The 18,287-nt window shown below is 25.8% G+C and carries 9 protein-coding genes and 1 riboswitch; all 9 genes read left to right on the forward strand.

The window, feature by feature from the left end; all coding sequences use genetic code 11:
* A partial coding sequence (locus AC07E4_RS12995; RefSeq protein ID WP_478216600.1) for a hypothetical protein occupies window positions 1–276 on the forward strand: 276 nt, incomplete at its 5' end.
* Between the two features lie 1,363 nt (window positions 277–1,639).
* Window positions 1,640–5,860 carry a leucine-rich repeat domain-containing protein gene (locus tag AC07E4_RS13000; RefSeq protein ID WP_478216766.1) on the forward strand — a complete coding sequence of 1,407 codons (4,221 nt, stop codon included), beginning with the start codon at window positions 1,640–1,642 and terminating at the stop codon, window positions 5,858–5,860.
* A 183-nt stretch (window positions 5,861–6,043) separates the two neighbouring features.
* Complete coding sequence (locus AC07E4_RS13005) at window positions 6,044–6,418, forward strand: hypothetical protein (protein ID WP_478216601.1); 375 nt, start codon at window positions 6,044–6,046, stop codon at window positions 6,416–6,418.
* A 277-nt stretch (window positions 6,419–6,695) separates the two neighbouring features.
* Window positions 6,696–8,492 carry an O-antigen ligase family protein gene (locus AC07E4_RS13010; RefSeq protein ID WP_478216602.1) on the forward strand — a complete coding sequence of 599 codons (1,797 nt, stop codon included), beginning with the start codon at window positions 6,696–6,698 and terminating at the stop codon, window positions 8,490–8,492.
* Between the two features lie 41 nt (window positions 8,493–8,533).
* Complete coding sequence (locus tag AC07E4_RS13015; protein ID WP_478216603.1) at window positions 8,534–9,124, forward strand: hypothetical protein; 591 nt, start codon at window positions 8,534–8,536, stop codon at window positions 9,122–9,124.
* Window positions 9,125–9,256: 132 nt separating this feature from the next.
* Window positions 9,257–11,317 carry a hypothetical protein gene (locus AC07E4_RS13020; protein WP_478216604.1) on the forward strand — a complete coding sequence of 687 codons (2,061 nt, stop codon included), beginning with the start codon at window positions 9,257–9,259 and terminating at the stop codon, window positions 11,315–11,317.
* Window positions 11,318–11,528: 211 nt separating this feature from the next.
* Window positions 11,529–11,696 (forward strand): hypothetical protein, encoded by a 168-nt coding sequence (locus tag AC07E4_RS13025; protein WP_478216605.1) that lies wholly within the window; start codon window positions 11,529–11,531, stop codon window positions 11,694–11,696.
* A gap of 586 nt (window positions 11,697–12,282) precedes the next feature.
* A riboswitch (cyclic di-GMP riboswitch) is annotated at window positions 12,283–12,366 on the forward strand.
* 214 nt (window positions 12,367–12,580) lie between these two features.
* On the forward strand, window positions 12,581–16,483 hold the full coding sequence (locus tag AC07E4_RS13030) for a cell wall-binding repeat-containing protein (RefSeq protein ID WP_478216606.1): 3,903 nt from the start codon (window positions 12,581–12,583) through the stop codon (window positions 16,481–16,483).
* Between the two features lie 369 nt (window positions 16,484–16,852).
* On the forward strand, window positions 16,853–18,073 hold the full coding sequence (locus AC07E4_RS13035) for a hypothetical protein (protein ID WP_478216607.1): 1,221 nt from the start codon (window positions 16,853–16,855) through the stop codon (window positions 18,071–18,073).
* The last annotated feature ends 214 nt before the right edge of the window (window positions 18,074–18,287 follow it).

An 18,287-nucleotide genomic window follows, 5' to 3' on the forward strand; every position in this document is an offset into this window, starting at 1 on the left:
GCAAAATCAAATGATGCAAGTGTTACAAAAATAACTGTAAAAGGAACAGAGGCAACTGTTGATTCAAGTGATTCAAAAATATATAATGTAAAATTAGCAAAAGGAACAGTATTATCTGATCTTAAAGAAACTGATGTAGTAGCAATTGCTAAAGATAGTAATGCAAAAGTAGGAACACCAGTAACAAAAGATGATGGTAATACATGGACAGTAGAAGTTACAGCAGAAGATGGAACTAAAGTTAATTATACAATTAATACAACAGTAACAGAGTAACTCTTTGGTATGTAATTATTTTCAAAAAATTAATAAAGTAAATAGGGAGGGATAGCCTTTGGGTTATCCTTTTCTTATTAAATAAATGAATAGAATTAATGAGTTTGAAGTATGCAAGATAATATGAAGTTAAAGCATCATATCAATAAATTCATAAATATATCCTAAAAAATATATAGAAATATCTTTATTATCAATAGAGGCAGTAATGCATATAGTTAGAATGCAAATATGAGTAAAGGCATTTCAGTTTTATACTGAGTTCATATTAATTTCTAGTTCTAAATTTTTGGATCATGAGTTATATATTTAACATTAAGGACATATAAGAAAAAATTTGTGTGAATTGAATAAAATGTATTCTTTTCTATGAATAATTAAGATAATAAATTATTACAAAGAAGAGTATTTTTTATAAAAGATATGTAAAAGAATTATCAATAGAATACATTAAGAATCAAAATTGTAGAAGTCCAAATGAATTTTTAAGTTCACTAAAAAAATTATTTAAATATGTCTTATAAGAAGTAAAAGGAACGAGTATAAGGCAATAATATTGTCAAGAATGTTTTAGTTTTAGAAAATATAACTTTATAAAGATTAGTACAGTCTTTGAAGCAAAACTAAACACTATTTAATTTAGTAATAGTAAATTCTTTTTTATAGGAAATATGAATTTAACTAGAGTATTTATGTTGAAAATGTTAAACTAAAAAGTAGAAGGCATTATAAGATTCAATTCTTAATATGCCTTTTATTATGCGAAAAAATATTAATTTAAAAACATAGATGAATACAAGCTTAAAAATGAAATTACTCTTATTTCAGTTGATAATGAGATAGTTGCAATGTTAGACACAAATTAACAATTAACAATGAAGAATAAAACTGAAGTATCAGTTTTTAAAATCAATTTTTACTATAATTTGCTAAGCAAATTAGTTAAAGCATATAAAAAAACTAGTTTTTATGTGCTTCTATTTTTAGATATTAGGAACAAAGTGAGTAATATATACTATAACTATTCACTTTTCGCTATTAATTCTTACTTAGTTCCAAATATGATAATAAAAATAAACTGTAACTGTAGTATTATCATTTGATAAAGAGATTAGTTTGAATTTGAGTTTGGAACCCTATATAACTCTCCAGAAATATAGATAACCTTTGCAAGTTTATATTATTGATAGAACGCTGTATGCCATGAAAGTGGCACGTATGGTGTGGTCCTGCCAAAATCCTTTGGATAGGTAGGGATGGTGAAAAAAGTTTTGAATTTTTAGATGGAAAAATTATAAAATACAATGGGAATGATGTAAATGTAATTATTCCTGAGAAAATAGATGGAAATATAGTTACCACTATAGGAAGTAATGCCTTTAACAATAAGAACTTAGAAACAGTAAAAATACCTAATACTGTTAAGTGTATAGAAAGTCAGGCATTTGCTAAAAACAAGTTAAAACATGTAGAACTTCCAAAATATTTAGAAGAGATGGGGAATTTAGCATTTGGAAACAATGAATTAACAGAAATAGAAATTCCAAAGACATTGGCAATTATACCAACAGGAGCATTTTCAAAGAATCAGTTAACTTCTGTAACAATGCCAGAAGGTGTTACCATGATAGGAATATCTTCATTTAAAGATAATAAATTAGAAAATGTAATTATTCCAACAACTGTAGAAAATATTAGAGCAACTGCATTTAGTCAAAATGATTTAAAAAATGTAATAATTCCTGAAAGAACTAAAGAAATTGGAAAAAACACTTTCAGTAAAAATGAAAATATAAAACTAACGTATAGTAAATTACTTAAAGTTATTGAAAGTGGACAAAACTTTAAAGTAACTGGGAAATCAGAAGAAAAAGTACAAAAATTGCAAAATTTTATTAAAGCTGCTGAAAAATTAAATGAAGAAGCTAATGCTAATTTAGAAGTTATAAACAAGGTAGTTGATGATGTTAATAAAAGCATATATGACTTAATAGATGAAAAAGATTTTAATTTTATTAATGGAAAGATTACGGAATATGTAGGTAGTGAAAAAGATGTAATAATTCCTGATACAATTGAAGGCGAGGCGGTAACTTCAATTGGAAGTAAGGCATTTAGAGACAAAAAATTAACCTCAGTAAAACTTCCAGAAAGTATCAAAACAATAGAAGATAAAGCTTTTGAAAAGAATAATTTGAAATCAATTAATCTTCCAGAGGGGTTAACATACATAGGAGCAGGAGCTTTTTCAAGTAATGAGTTAAGCAGTGTACAAATTCCTAAAAATATAAAAGAAATATCCATGGCATCATTTTCAAAGAATAATTTAAAATCTGTAATTATTTCAAATGGCGTTACAAGTATAGGAGTAGGTGCATTTACAGGAAATAAAATAGAAAGTTTAAATATTCCAGACACTGTTATCAATATAGGAAAAATGGCATTTCAACAAAATGAATTAAACTATATAAAATTATCAAAAAATACAGAAATTGTAGAAGTATCTTCATTTGCTAAGAATAAGTTAACTGAGGTAAATATTCCAGAAGGCGTTAAGATAATAGGTGATGCAGCATTTAGAGGAAACAACTTAGAAACTGTAAATCTTTCATCAACAGTAGAAAGAATTGGAGATACTGCATTTAATGGGAATAATTTAAGCAAGGTAACTATTCCTACTAATATTAAGCAAATTGGAAATGAGGCTTTTACAAATAATAATGAAGTTAAATTAAAGTATTTAAAACTATTACAAGCTATTAATGCTGGTAAAAGCATAAATCTAGAAGATAAAGCAGAAGAAAAAGTAAATAAATTAAAATTACAAATTGAAAAGGCAAAGGAAATAAATGAGAAAGTATATGCTACGGTAGAAGAAGTAAATGAAGTAGTTAAAAACTTAGAAAATGCTATAAAACTTTTAAATGAAGATTATTTAGCATGTAGTATAAAAGAAATAAAGCATTTACAGTTTAATAATGTTTATGTAACATGCGGAACTACAGAAACTGACTTAAAAGAAAAATTACAAAAGCAAGTTACAATAATAGACTCTAATAATACAGAACATAATTTAAATATAAATTGGTCAATTTCAAATTACAATGAAAATGTTGAAGATGAGTATACAGCAAGTGGAAGTTTTGAACTGCCTAAGGGAATGAATCAATCAAATCCACCGATAGAGCTTAAAGTGATAGTAAAAGTAATAGTAAATTCTAAAGAATGGAATAAAAAAGATTTCTTATTTAAAGGCACAACTATAGCTGGATTTTCTGACAAGGGAAAAGAAAAATTTAAAAATAATAAAAATGTAATTATACCAACAACTAATGAAGGTGGAGAACCTATAACAGAAATAGGTGATAAAGCTTTTTTAGGTACTTATGAAAGCAAACAAAATCCAGAAAAAGGTATAAATACTGTAAACATACCAGATACTGTTACAACAATAGGTTTAGAAGCATTTCGTTATAATTGTTTGTCTGCTATAGAAATACCAAGTAGTGTAACAACTATAAAACAATCAGCATTCAATGGAAACAAGATAAAATCTTTAGTTATACCTGATACAATAAAAAATCTAGAAGATGGAGCATTTACACTTAATGAAATAGAAAATCTTACACTTCCTAATACTTTAAAAGTAATACCAAAAGCATTTGCCTTTAATAAATTAAAAACTCTAGTAATTCCAGAGGGAGTAACTAAAATAGAAATGTTAGCATTTAGTGATAATTTATTAACAGAAGTAAAATTGCCTAGTACGTTGAAGTATTTATCTGGATTTAATAATAATAAGTTCAAAAGTATAGAAATTCCTAAAACTGTAACAGAATTAGGAGAAAAAGCATTTGCTAGTAATAAAATGACATCAGTAACTATTCCGGGAAATGTAAAAGTTGTAGGGTCAAGAGCATTTTGGAACACTTGGCATGATCAGTTTTTAACATCAGTTAATATAGAAGAAGGTGTTGAAAAAATAGATGAATATGCTTTTGCAAGTAATCAACTAAAAGATGTAAATCTTCCAAGTAGTTTAAAAGAACTTAGTTACAATGCCTTTTCTACTAATTTAGGATATGATGGTATAGTTCATTTATTTATAAAGGATTATAAAAATAATCTTAAGGAATCTAAATATAGTGTAATTAATCCTGCTAAATTGACTATTAAATATGTATATGAAGATAAAGTTTTAAAAGAAGAAGATATGTGGAAAAACCCTAAAACAGAAGAGTATTTTCATATAGGTGATAAGGATGTAAAAATTCAACCCAATTATGACAACAATGAATATGAGGTTATAAATAAAAATGAAATAAGTGTTGACTTAAATGATAAATGTAATGAGTGTATTATTAAATGCAATAAAAAAGATGTAATAGATAAAATAACTATTAAATCTATAGGAGAAGTTCCTTCACAAGTGGTTAATTTTGGAACTGATAAAAATAGTGTTATTGAAAAGTTAGCAAAGACAGGAATCATAATAGATTCAAATAACAATAAACATGAGGTAACTTTAAATTGGATAATGGATAATTATAATGCTAACAAGTCAGGTAAGTATGTTGCAATTGGTAAATTTAAGCTTCCAGAGGGTGTGAATCAAACAGAGCCAGAAATGAAATTACAGTTTAAATCAGAAATAGTAGTTAAAGAACAATTTGAAAATGAAGATAATGATAAGTGGAGTGTTGAAGACTTTAGCTTTTCAGGAACAACTATAAAAGGTTTTAGTGAAATGGGGGAAGAAAAACTAAAAAATAATAAAGATTTAGTATTGCCTATGGTGAATAATGAAGGAGAAAATATAACAGATGTTGGAGAAAAAGCATTTTATAACAAAGGATTAGTTAGTTTGAAAATACCAGAAGGTATGAATGGATTTGTAATACAAGCAGGTGCTTTTCAAGAAAATAAATTGAGTAAAGTATTTATTCCAGAAGGTGTTGAAGAAATATTAACATTTGCATTTTATAAAAATGATTTAACATATGTAGATTTTCCAGGCAGTGTAAGAAAAATAGGTAATCAAGCTTTTGCAGATAATAAATTAATTTCTATGACTATTGATAAAGGGGAGGGAACTATATGTTTAGATCGTTTCTCATTTTTAAATAATCAAATATCGTCTGTAACTATATTAAAAGATGTAAAGAAAATTCATGAAGATGCATTCCAAAATAATAAAGGAAGTCAACTTGATGAAAATAAGGTTCAAGTTTTTGTTGCTAAATTAGAGCATGAAAATAATGGATTATTTGAAACATCAAAATATCATAGAGTAAATCTTTTAAGTGTGGAATCAATAGAAGAATTAAAACCAATAGTAATAGAACTTGGAACAGAAAAGGAAGATATAGGGTTATATGAAAAAATGAAAATAAAATTAAATAATGGACATATAAAAGAAGTAAAGACAACATGGGTATGTGAAGAATATGATGCTAATAAATTAGGAGAATATAACTTTAAGGCTATATATGAGCTGCCAGAAGAAATGAAAGCAGAAAAGCCAGAAGTAAATGTTAAGGTAAGAGTTAAAGAAAAGTTAAATGACAGTGGATTAGTAGCATAAAAAATTGATATATTAGGTAAGAATGACTATAGGCTAAATATATACTAAATTTAGTCTATAGTTATTTATTTATATAAATATGTATTAATTTACATATTTTAGTTAAAATGATATAATTAGTTTGTTGGGATTTTAGTATATATAAAGTCTATTTGTATTATTTATTAAAGGGGTAAAAGGGAAATGAAGAAAAAAAGTAAGGTAATAATAAGTTCAATTGTGGCAATTATAATTTTAGTTGTAGTATTAGTAGGTGTTTTAAATAGTAAAGTAAAATATACTAAAGAATTTTCATATCTTCCGCAGTGTAAAGAAATGAAATTAGAGCAAAGTGAACCAGGAAAAGATGATCAGTTTGGGAATGCAGTTTATAAGGTTAAAAATCAAGATTATGATACATATTTAAAAAAATACGAGAAAATATTAAGAAAAGATGGATGGAAGATAAATAAAAATGAAAAACCATCAAGTATAGAAGCTGAAAAAGATAAACACATTTTGAGAATAAATGTAGTTGATTCAAAAGATAGTTTAACAGTATTAATTTGGACCAAGTAATAAAAAAAAGACTTGAAGTAGGTAGTTTTATTTTCAGGTCTTTTTTATTATGCAAAATAGTATATTAAAAAAAAGAAGCTAATATAGTCAAAATTTAAATCTATAAAATATGTAATTTATTAAATATTATGTAAAAAAATAATAAAAATGATATAATATATAAGAAATCGAGTTTCAAATTTAGGTTATTCATGTTTTATTTAAGACAATATATTAAAATTGTAAAAAGCAATTAGAAGTTTTTAATAAAGTTTATTGAAAAAAGGTTGGTGATTATTTGGAAGATACTAATAGAAATAGTGTTACAATTTCATGGGTTTTAGCTAGCATAATATTTTTAACTACAATAGTAGTAAGGTTTAATGTGTTAGATATACTAGAAGAGCAAGCGTGTGTGCTAGGAAAGAGAAGTTTTACAACAGATTGCTTTTATTATAGTAAAATGAAACTTTTATTATTTATTAGTGTAATATTATTAATTTATTTTACATATTTAGTAGTTAATAATAAATTGAAGTTAATTAAGAATAGAATATATATTTTTATGATAACGTATACTTTTATGATTTTATTATCTGCAGTTATATCAAAAAATAAATTCACATCATTTATTGGGATGATAAATAGGTATGAAGGAACAATTACATTAATATGCTATGTAATTTTGATGTTTGTAGCTATGAATATATCTGAAAATGATAAGGCAATAAAGATAGTTGTATTATCTTTATTATTAACAGCTACTTGTGTAGGAATTATAGGATTATTTCAATATTTAAATTTAGACTTTTTTAACACAAACTTAGGAAAGGCATTAATAGTATCTAATAAGGATAAAGAATTTAGAGATCAATTGAAGTTTTCTTTTGAAAAAGGAATGGTGTATTCAACATTAGGAAATCCCAATTATGTTGGTAGTTATACTTCAGTTTTAATACCATATATAAGTACATTTATGATATATACAAAAAATAAGTTACATAAAATTTTGTTTTTATGTTTAGATATTTTGATGATTATAAATTTAATAGGGTCTAATTCAAGAGGCGGAGTGGTATCTATTATATGTTCTAGTATATTAATCATTTTAATAGCTATAAAAAACAAGAAAATTTCACTAAGAAAATTCGCAATTATCATATTTTTGTTGATATTTAGTTCTGTTATAGTCAATAAAATTGCTGACAATAGAATAACTGAAAATATTGCCAGTATATCAAAGGAAATAGTAAATATGTTTTCAACTACAAAAGAGAATTGTGGAACAAGGGTAAAAAGTATTGATTTAATAGATAAAGATACGGTTGGATTTAGTGAGAATGATAAAAATTTATATTTAAAATTTATAAATAATAATTATATAGTAATAGATAATGAAAATAACATATTAAGCTTAGAACAAGATAAAGAGAATGGTTTTTTCAAAGTTTTAGATGAAAACTTTGAAAATTACATGTTTAAATTAGGCAATTGGAATGGAAATGAGGCTATTCAAGTAAAGGAAAAAGCTTTAGATGTAACTTTTATAAGAAAAAATGAAGAGTTACAGTATTTAAATTTAATTAATGGAGAAATTTATGAAGTTAGGGATGTTGAAAAATTAGGATTTGAAGGAAAGGAAAGCTTAGGTTCAAACAGAGGATACATATGGTCAAGAACAATTCCACTGCTTAAAAAAACATTAATTTTGGGATATGGACCAGATAACTTTGCAATACATTTTCCTAAGAATGATTATGTTGGAATTGCTAATTCATATCAACGTCAAGTAATAATAGACAAGCCACATAGTCAATATCTAAACATTGCAGTAAATACAGGCATTATATCCTTAATAATATATTTAAGTATGTATATATATTACATTACAAATAGTATAAAAATATATTCTAAAATAGAAGTGAATGATTTTAAAACTATACTTGGATTAGCTATTTTTGTTAGTATATTTGGATATTTAATAGTTAATATTTTTAATGATAGTGTATTAGGAGTAGCACCTTCAGCATGGATATTAACAGGAATGGGCATAGGAATTAATTATAATGTTAAATTTATAAAAAAAGAGTATTAAAAAGGGTTAAAAATGAAATTAAAAGATAAGAGGGGAAAAGAATGAATAAGAAAAATATGAAAATAATAACTGTAATTATTGTACTTATTATTATAGTAGGGGTAGGATTAAAATCAATTAGTAAAATGAAAAATAATGATTCGAATTATGTAAAAAATTCAAGTAATAAATTAGAAGGAGTATCTGATTATAGTGAGATATTAAAGAATTATGATATTGATCAAAAAGATATTAAAGAGATTAAAAAGCAAATTAAATTAGAAGAAGATAATGTAAAGAGAAACTTAACTTCAGAAGAAATAAAATCAATTATTGAAGAAAAAATCAATAATAATGATAAGGATTCTAAAACTAATGAATTAAAGAAAAATAGTGATAAGAATGGTGAAAAAGATACAGTTAATAAAAAAGAAAATCCAGATGTTAAAATATTAGTTGAAGATGGTGCTGTACAAGGAACAACAGCAATAGTTGTAGAACTTGTAGGGGTTAAAGATTCTTCTAAGTATGAAGTGAAAGTAGATGATACTAATTTAGATTATTATGTAGAAAGAAAAAAATTTGGAGGATTTGTTGAAGAAGTTTTAAATGAACAACAAGTTTCAGAAAAATTAAGAGTTAATTTAAAGTAAAGTAGTTTTAATTATAGATAAGTAAAAAAATAGAAAAAGCAAAAACTATTACGATGAAAATTAATTAAAATATGTAAAAATATGATATATAAATGTTTACCAAAGGTTATGTAAATTAAGGGGGAATTAAAAATGAATAGGAAATCATTAAAATGTATTTGTACATTGGCACTAGTTGGTATTATATCATCAGCAAATTTAACAACAGTATTTGGAGCTATAGATAAAATATTAATACAAACGGAAAATGAAAGTTTAGTACAATATGATCGTAAGGAATTACAAAAAAGCCAGATACAGAAATTAATGGGGGGAGAAGGAAAATTATATACAAACTATATGAAAGATTTGATGAGTGGAAAATTATTATCATATCATGATAATGAAAAGAATGATTACATAGATGCAAGTAAAGTTAACAGAGCATATAGAGTATCATTAATGGCAGGAGACTCAATAAAAATAGATGAGTATACAGCAACTGCAAAGGAAGATGAGATATATAAAGTTAAAAATGAAATTATTCAAAAGAAACTTAATGAGAATGGAAACATAATTGAGGAAACTATAAAGTCAGAAAATAAACCTAATGAAGATGTGAACTCAAGTATTAAACTTGAAAGATCAAATGATGGATTTTATGATGGAGATTTTCAAGTTAATTTTGATGGCGAGATAGATAAGGAATCGGCTGAAAAGCTAGAAAATTATAAAATGCAAGTAACAAGAAAAGAAACAGGGAAAACAGAAAATGTAAAATTGTTTGAAGTTAAGGTTAGAAATAAAAAGGCATGTATATCAACAGTAAGGCATTTAAATCTTAAAGATGAGGATGTAGTGAATCTTAATATTTCAAATGTAAAATATGAAAATGGAAATAAGATTGATAATACAAATATAAATTATAAAAAAGAAGTTAACATAGATCCAGTTAAATTGGCAGATGAAGGTAATTACTTCTATATGGGCAATTCATTAGATGAATTTGGAATAGATTTTAATAAAGAATTATTAAAAATAGACAATGGTGAAGATGTTCATAATAAATTATCAGAAGGTATAGATGTAGTATATAATGATGGAACAAGACCAGAAATTGAGAATATTGATTTTTTCGATTTATATTCTGGAGGAAAGGATTATAAAAACTCAGGTATATTTGTAAAATTTACTAAACCTTTAAAAGACAATGTAACTGTAACTATAAAAAAAGGAACATTAAAAGATAAGGATTATCAAGAATGTGATGATATTAAAATGGAAAGCAATATAAAGCAACAAATTGTAGATAGAATAAAAGTTATACATAGAAACACAGATATTATGGATGTTTTAAAATCATTAAAATATATTGATTTAATAGAAGATAAAACACCATTTGAAAAATATGACAGTTTATTAAAAATAAATCAAAATATAGTTGCTAATAAGTTTTTAGATTTAATTGATGAAAGAAAGTTAGGATATGATTATTTTGAAGATTTAAGAAATATATCAAAGTTTTTAGATGAATCATTAGAGTTATCTAAAAATGATATTGATAATATAATTAATGCAGATAATGCTGAAGAATTAACAAAACTAATGGATAACTTAAGAGTTGAAGGATTTTATAATGTTGAAGATGTTTATAAAGAAAAAATAGCAATGAAAATTTTAAATGAAAAAAATAATGATTTAAGCAAAATAGAAGAAATATTAAAAAGTGAATTAGTAGTTATTATAAATGAAAAATTAAATGAAATGAGCAAGTATGAAGGAAAAGAATTAGATGAAAAAAGCTTAGAGGAAATTAGAGGGAAAGTTGAAAGTATAAAAGAAAATAGAAAAAGTCTTACTTGTTTAGGTATGGGGTGGAATGAAATTCAAGATAAATTAGTTAAAAATGTATATCAAGTGGAAGACGATTTAGAATTTGAAAATTTTATTTTTAATTTAAAACAAGATAAACTTGGAGAAATTAACTATCAAGATAACATATTAGATAATATATATAGCAAAATGTCTTCTAAATATAAATATGGAGTAAAAATAGCAAATAGTGACAATAATATTGTTGGAACAGATGGTATTGTGAGTAAAAGCAATAGGGCTGAAGTTGTAAATCTTACATTAGATATATATAGATATGATGATGAGTATACTGATGATAAGGAAGTAGTTAATTTAAGATTAGATTTAAAAGCAAATTAATAATGAATTTTTAATATAATATAAATGAATGAACTAGTTATTTAACTGGTTCATTCATTTTTTATTTATTGAGAGTATTTTGGAATAAATTCCAAAATACAAAAAGATTGGTATTAAAAAATAAATTAACAAAAGTAAATTGAGATTTTTTAAAACGTAGCTAGAATTTGTTATTAACGTAGCCGGGATTTTAATCCCGGTGACCTGTGATGTGGATATAAATTACAAAATTACAATAAATCAAAGGCGAATAGCTGGGAATGAATTACGAGTTACAAAGCACATGAATTTCGGATTACAGGGAATTTGGATGTTATGTTTAAACGTAGCTGGAATTTCTATTTTATGTAGCCGGGATTTGAATCCAGGTGGACCTTAATATGGATATAAACTATAAAATTGTAATAAAACAAGGAGGAATATCCCGGAATGAATTCAGGGTTACAAAAAAATAGATTTCAATGCTGGTATCCCTTGATAGGGTAATAAAATTATAAATTGCAATTAATCAAATGGAAAGTGTCTTAGAATGAATTCCAGGTTACACAAAAAAACTTTCTTTTGCTGATTAATGATAAGAAAGTGACAAGGATTTAAGAAAAATGTCTAAAATGTAAGAAAAAGGTCAAAATAAGTAATAATAAAATATTTGAAATAAATATACAAAGAATATATAATTTTAATTGTAATTGAGGAAAAAATATTAAATTATTTAATATTATGAAAAATAAATTGTTTAAGATTTAAATATGGTTATTTTATAAGGGTTTATGTTGAATAAAGTCTTATAAAGTTTAGAAAAATATGAGATAGTCCAAACGCATTTTAAAATATATTAAGAATTTAAATTAAATATTATTACAATATTTAATTTAATTCTTGGTATAAATATAAAATGATTATGAATATAAATTTAAAAGTGGTAATTAATAAGGGTGTAATCTAGAACTTAGATATACATCATATAATAAGTAGGGAGTTATGATGTATAATCTGTATTTGGGCTCTTAGATTATGCGGAGCAAGTAGAGCAACCCACCTATGACAATAATTTTTAGTGAATTATTGTTATAGGTGTTTTTTATTGTGACATAATTTTTATATGGTCGGAATTGTGTCAATTCAAGTCTAAATTGAATTATCAATTAAAAAAACATATTAAAATAGCAAGTATCACTTCAAATTTTTAAATTGTGTCATAAATTCAGCTATGAATGGTAATGGTATAAAGGGAAATTTTATGTATAAGAGGGAGAGAATTTCATGAGAAAAGGGTCAAAAATTATTTCAACACTTCTTTTAGGGGCAACTTTAGGCTCTGTTGGAACAAGCGTATTTGCTGTCGAGTCAAAGGATGTTATTAGTGAAAAGTTGTTAGCAGGTGCTACAAGATATGAGTCAGCTATTGAGGTTAGTAAAGAGGGATGGAAAATTTCAGATACAGCAGTTTTAGTTAATGGAGCAGCACTTTCAGATGCTCTTGCAGCAACACCTTATGCAAAGATGAAGAATGCTCCAATTTTATTAACAGAAATGGACAAGTTATCTCAATCAACCAAAAAAGAACTTGAAAGATTAAAAGTTAAAAATGTTTCTATTGTTGGTGGTGAAGGTGTAGTATCTAAAAATGTAGTTAATGAATTAGAGGCTATGGGAATTAAAACTTTCAGAATATTAGGAAAAAATAGATTTGAAACTTCACTTAAAGTGGCAGAAAAATTAGATGCTAAAGCTGTTGCTGTTGTTAATGGATTAGATGGAAGACTTGCTGATGCAATGAGTATTGCTTCTCCAGCTGCAAAAAAAGGTATGGCAGTTTTATTATCAGATGGGAAAAGTTTAAGAGGTGCTGATAAGTTCGTAAAGGATAACGAAATATCTGAAACTTATGTTATAGGTGGAAATGCTGTAGTTTCTGATGAAAATGCAAATAGTATAAAAGCATTAAGAATTGGTGGACAAGATAGAAGAGAAACTAATGGAGAAGTTTTAAAGAAGTTTTATGATGAAAAAGAATTAAAAAATATTTATGTAGCTAAAGATGGTGCTAGTAAAGAAAGTGAACTTGTAGATGCATTGTCATCAGGTTCTTTAGCAGCAAAAGAAGGAGCACCAGTTATGCTTTTAGGAACAGAAGTTTCAAAAGTACAAAAAGAATTCTTAAAAGAAAAGCAAATAAAAGCTTTAACACAAGTTGGTTTTGGTATAAATGAAAAATCACTAAAAGAACTTTATGAAGTACTAAATGTAACTAAAGGAATTGAAGTTAGCACAGTAAAAGAGTTAGAATCTGCTGTAGAAAATTCAAAGTATGGGGAATTAATTAAGTTTACTCCAAAAACAGATGTTAAAGAGAATTATGAAATAAAAAGTAATAAAGAAATAGTTGTAGAGCTAAATGGTAATTTTAGTGGCGAAATTAAGGTAGACATGCCTAAAGGTGACGTTATAAATCAGGGCGAATTAAAGGGAAAAGTGATTTTAAATGAAATAAAAAGTGGAACACTTTTAAATAATGGAACAATACATAATATAGAAGTTAATGATAAAACAGGTTCATCAATTGTAAATGGTAAAAATGGAGTAGTAACTAAATTAACAATTGGGGAAAAAGTTAAGACATACATATCTGGAAACATAAAAGAAATTGTGGTTGAAGGAAAAAAATCTGAAGTGAAGCTTGGAGGAGAAATAAATAGTGTTAAAGTAAATGGCGAAGAAGCTTCAGTAAAAATAGAGAAAAAATCTAAAATAAAAAATGTTGAAATAACGGGTTCTGCAAAGGGAACAAAAATAAGTAATGATGGTAGTGTTACAGCTTTAAAAGTTAGTAGTAATGCAAATGATGTAAAAATAGATGTTACTAATGGAAAAGTTGAAAAACTAGAAGGTAACAAAGATCAAGTTATAGGTGGCGACAAAAATATAGGAACAATAACGAAACCATCTACTGGTGGTGGAGCAAGTTCTGGCGGAGGTGGTGGTACATCATCAAAACCTGAAACACCAGAAAAGCCTGAAACACCACAAGAATCAAAGCTTGATGAAGTAAAGAAAAATGCAAAAAATGATTTAAATAAAGAGTTAGAAAAATATAAGCAAGAAGATTATACTGTTGATAATTTTAATAATATAAACAAAATAAAAACAGATGCAGAGGCAGTGATAAATGAAGCAAAAACTGAGGAAGAAGTAAACACTATAAAAGTAAATGCAAGTAATGCAATGAATTCAGTAAAAACAATATTATTTGAAGTTAAAGAAGAATTTGTTTTAAAAGTTTCAGAAGTAAATAGCAAAAATTTAATAGAAGATAACTACACAGTAGAAAGCTTTGAAGCATTACAAAATGCACTAAACTTTGATGTTACAGGCAAAACAGTAGCAGAAATAAATGAAGCTGTAGAAACTATAGAAAAAGCATTAGAAGAATTAAAAATTTCAGATTTGAAAATAGCTAAAGATGCAGTAGAAAAAGCAGAAAATACAATGAAGTATGAAGATGTAGAAGCTGCAAAAACATTAACAGGAAAGCTTCCAAGTGGAGAAGTAAAAGACAAACTATTTGAAAAAATGTACAAAGCTATAACAATAAAAAATGAATTAGGAACAACAACTATACAATTCCCATATGAACTAAGAGAATTTAACATGACAGTTAAAAATGGAGAAGAAGAAAAAACAGTAAAAATAGTAGTTGATGACTTAAAACATGAATTAGAAGTTGAAGGCTTAAAAGCATTTGCATCAGAAAAAGGCTTTGAATACAAAGACTACAAAGATGAAAATAACAATGTTGTATTTACATCATATGTAGAAAATGCATCAAGAATAAGATTTGTAGACAATGAAAACTCTGATGAAATAATGAAAATAACTTATAAAACAATAAAAGAATCAGAAAAAGAAATGAAAGAAGCTACTGAAATTTTAAATGAAAAAGTAAATGAAGTTGAAAATAAGAACTTACTAGAAGAAGATTATACAGTAGAAAGCTTTGAAGCATTACAAAATGCACTAAACTTTAATATTGAAGGAAAAACAGTAGCAGAAATAAATGAAGCAGTAGTAGCTATAGAAAAAGCAGTAGAAGAATTAAAAATATCAGACTTAAAAATAGCTAAAGATGCAGTAGAAAAAGCAGAAAATACAATGAAGTATGAAGATGTAGAAGTTGCAAAAATATTAATAGAAAAGCTTTCAAATGGAGAAGTAAAAGACAAGCTATTTGAAAGAATGTATAAAGCTATAACAATAAAAAATGAATTAGAAACAACAACTATACAATTCCCATATGAGCTAAGAGAATTTAACATGACAGTGAAAACTGGAGAAGAAGAAAAAACAGTAAAAATGGTAATTGATGGCTTAAAACATGAATTAGAAGTTGAAGGCTTAAAAGCATGTGAATCAGACAAAGGCTTTGAATACAAAGACTACAAAGATGAAAATAACAATGTTGTATTTACAGCATATGTAGAAAATGCATCAAGAATAAGATTTGTAGACAATGAAAACTCTGATGAAATAATGAGAATAACTTACAAAACAGAAAAAGATGCAAAAGTAGAAGATAAAAAAGAATTAGATAATGCGCTTGAAGCAATAAAAAATAATTCAATAAAACTATCTTTTGAAGAATTTAATAAAAAAGAAAATAGACTAGAAAAGACAAAAGAATACGTAGACAATCTAGTGGAAAATAAAAATATTAAAATTAGCGTAACTAAATGTGATAAAGATGATTTCTACAAGGTTAGTTTGAAGTTAAATAAAGAAAGTGTAAATAAAACAATAGAAGTAAAATACACAACATCACCACAAGTTGTAAGTATAAAAGCAAAAAAAACAAAGATATCTTCTATAGGTGAATTTTTTGACAATTGGGTAAACACAAAATATAGTTCTGTAGAAATAGAATTAAATGAAAATGTTGAAATAAATAAAAATGAGGATTTAAAGAGTTTATTTGCTATAAATAATGGAAAAAAAAGTGTTCAAGTAGAAAGTGTAAACCTATATGAAAATATAATAACAATTAAATTAAAACAAGCTATAAAGAATATAGACAAAGTAAAAGTATCATATAAAGGTGAAGAAATAGGAGCAATAAAAAATAAAGATGGTAATCCATTAGAAAACTTTGAAGAAAAAATAAGCAAATAAAAAAATGAGGTAGGAGGTAAACTCCCGCCTCTTATCTTTTGAATAAGGGGAATAGGCTCAGACTTTATTTGTTTATAACGTAGCCGTGATTTGTTTTTTTTCGTAGCCGGGATTTCAATCCCGGTGAACTATGATGTGGATATAAATTATAAAATTGCAATAAATCAAATGGTAGTGTCCCGGAATGAATTCCGGGTTACAAAAAGAATGAAGTTGAATTCTAAATAAATGGGAAATTGTTTTTCTATGTAGCCGGGATTTCAATCCCGGTGAACTATGGTGTGGATATAAATTATAAAATTGCAGTAAATCAAATGGTAGTATCCCGGAATGAATTCCGGGTTAGAAAAAACGAGGGGGATTAAATTTATGCTTAGAGAGGTTGATGGTATGAACTGGGAAAGTGAATTTTTAAGTAGCAAGCAGATTAATATGTTAAAAGAAGCTAGTTATGGTGTAAGGGAAAAGTCAATTATGGACACATATAAAATTTTAAATGTGACTAGAGGTACAAAAGTAGAAACAGTAAAAGAATTGCAAGCTGCTATAAAAGTAGCTAAAGATGGATGTTTGATTAGATTTATTCCAAAAGAACATATAAAAGAAGCATATGAAATAAAAACAGATAAACAAATAGTGGTAGAGCTAGTTGGTAAACATAGTGAAAGAATAATAGTAAATATGATAAAAGGAAGCATTATAAATCATGGAATTATAACAGATGTAGTAGTTATTGACAATATAAATAATGGAACATTTTTAAACAATGGAATAATAAACAATATTAAGGTTAGTGATAAGGCTAGTACATCAATTATAAATAATAAAGCAGGCAAATTAGATAAAGTAATAATTGGAGAAGATACAAGAGTACATATACATGGAGATATACAACAGGTTGGAATTGAAGGGAAAAAATCTAAAGTGGAGATAGATGGAGATGTAAAGACTTTCAAATTAGAAGAAAAATGTACTGTACTAAAGGAAGATAAGAAAAATGATGACATAGAAGATTTAGATGTAAAGAATAAAATATTAAGAGGCGAGGAGGTCTTAAAATTAATACATGATAAAATAATAAAGTTACCATTTGAAGAATTTATAGATAAAAATAATAGATTAAAATATGTAAAAAAATATGTTAAATCTTTAGTTAGAGATGTTGATATAAAAGTAGCAGTTACAAAAACTTTTAAAGAAGATGTATATAATATAAAACTAAAATTAAATCCAGCAGAAGTAGAAAAGAATATAAAAATTAAATTTACTATATCACCAGAAGTTAAGGGGATATCATTTAAAAAAATGGGGAAACTTTGGTGGAGTGAAGAAAGTATAGAAATAAGTTTAACAGATGACATAGTTATAAATAATGAAAATGATTTAAAAAAGGCATTTCATATTTATGAAACAAGAAAGAAGATACATATAAATAATATTAAAGCAGAAAAAAATAAAATAATACTATATTTAAATAGTAGTGTAACAAATCCTAAAAAATTGAAGTTATATTACATAGGAGAAAATGAAAATATAATTCAAAATAAAGATAAAAATATACTAAGAGATTTTACAAGAAAAATAGGGTAGTAGATAGAGAATGGGGAATCTATCTGCTACCTTATTTTTTTACGTAGCCAGGATTTTTAAAAATGTAGCCGGGATTTTAATCCCGGTTAACTATGATATGGATATAAATTATAAATTTGCAGTAAATCAAATGGTAGTGTCCCGGAATGAATTCCAGGTTACAGAAAAGATGAAATTGAAAGGTTGAAGAAAAATTAAAAACAATGCTTAAATG

It is taken from the genome of Clostridium amazonense (assembly GCF_056431285.1).

Bases quoted from the DNA above. Each gene is read 5' to 3' on its own strand.
- AC07E4_RS13020 (WP_478216604.1), top strand. From the start codon at position 9,257: ATGAATAGGAAATCATTAAAATGTATTTGTACATTGGCACTAGTTGGT.
- AC07E4_RS13030 (WP_478216606.1), top strand. From the start codon at position 12,581: ATGAGAAAAGGGTCAAAAATTATTTCAACACTTCTTTTAGGGGCAACT.
- AC07E4_RS13015 (WP_478216603.1), top strand. From the start codon at position 8,534: ATGAATAAGAAAAATATGAAAATAATAACTGTAATTATTGTACTTATT.
- AC07E4_RS13005 (WP_478216601.1), top strand. From the start codon at position 6,044: ATGAAGAAAAAAAGTAAGGTAATAATAAGTTCAATTGTGGCAATTATA.
- AC07E4_RS13035 (WP_478216607.1), top strand. From the start codon at position 16,853: ATGCTTAGAGAGGTTGATGGTATGAACTGGGAAAGTGAATTTTTAAGT.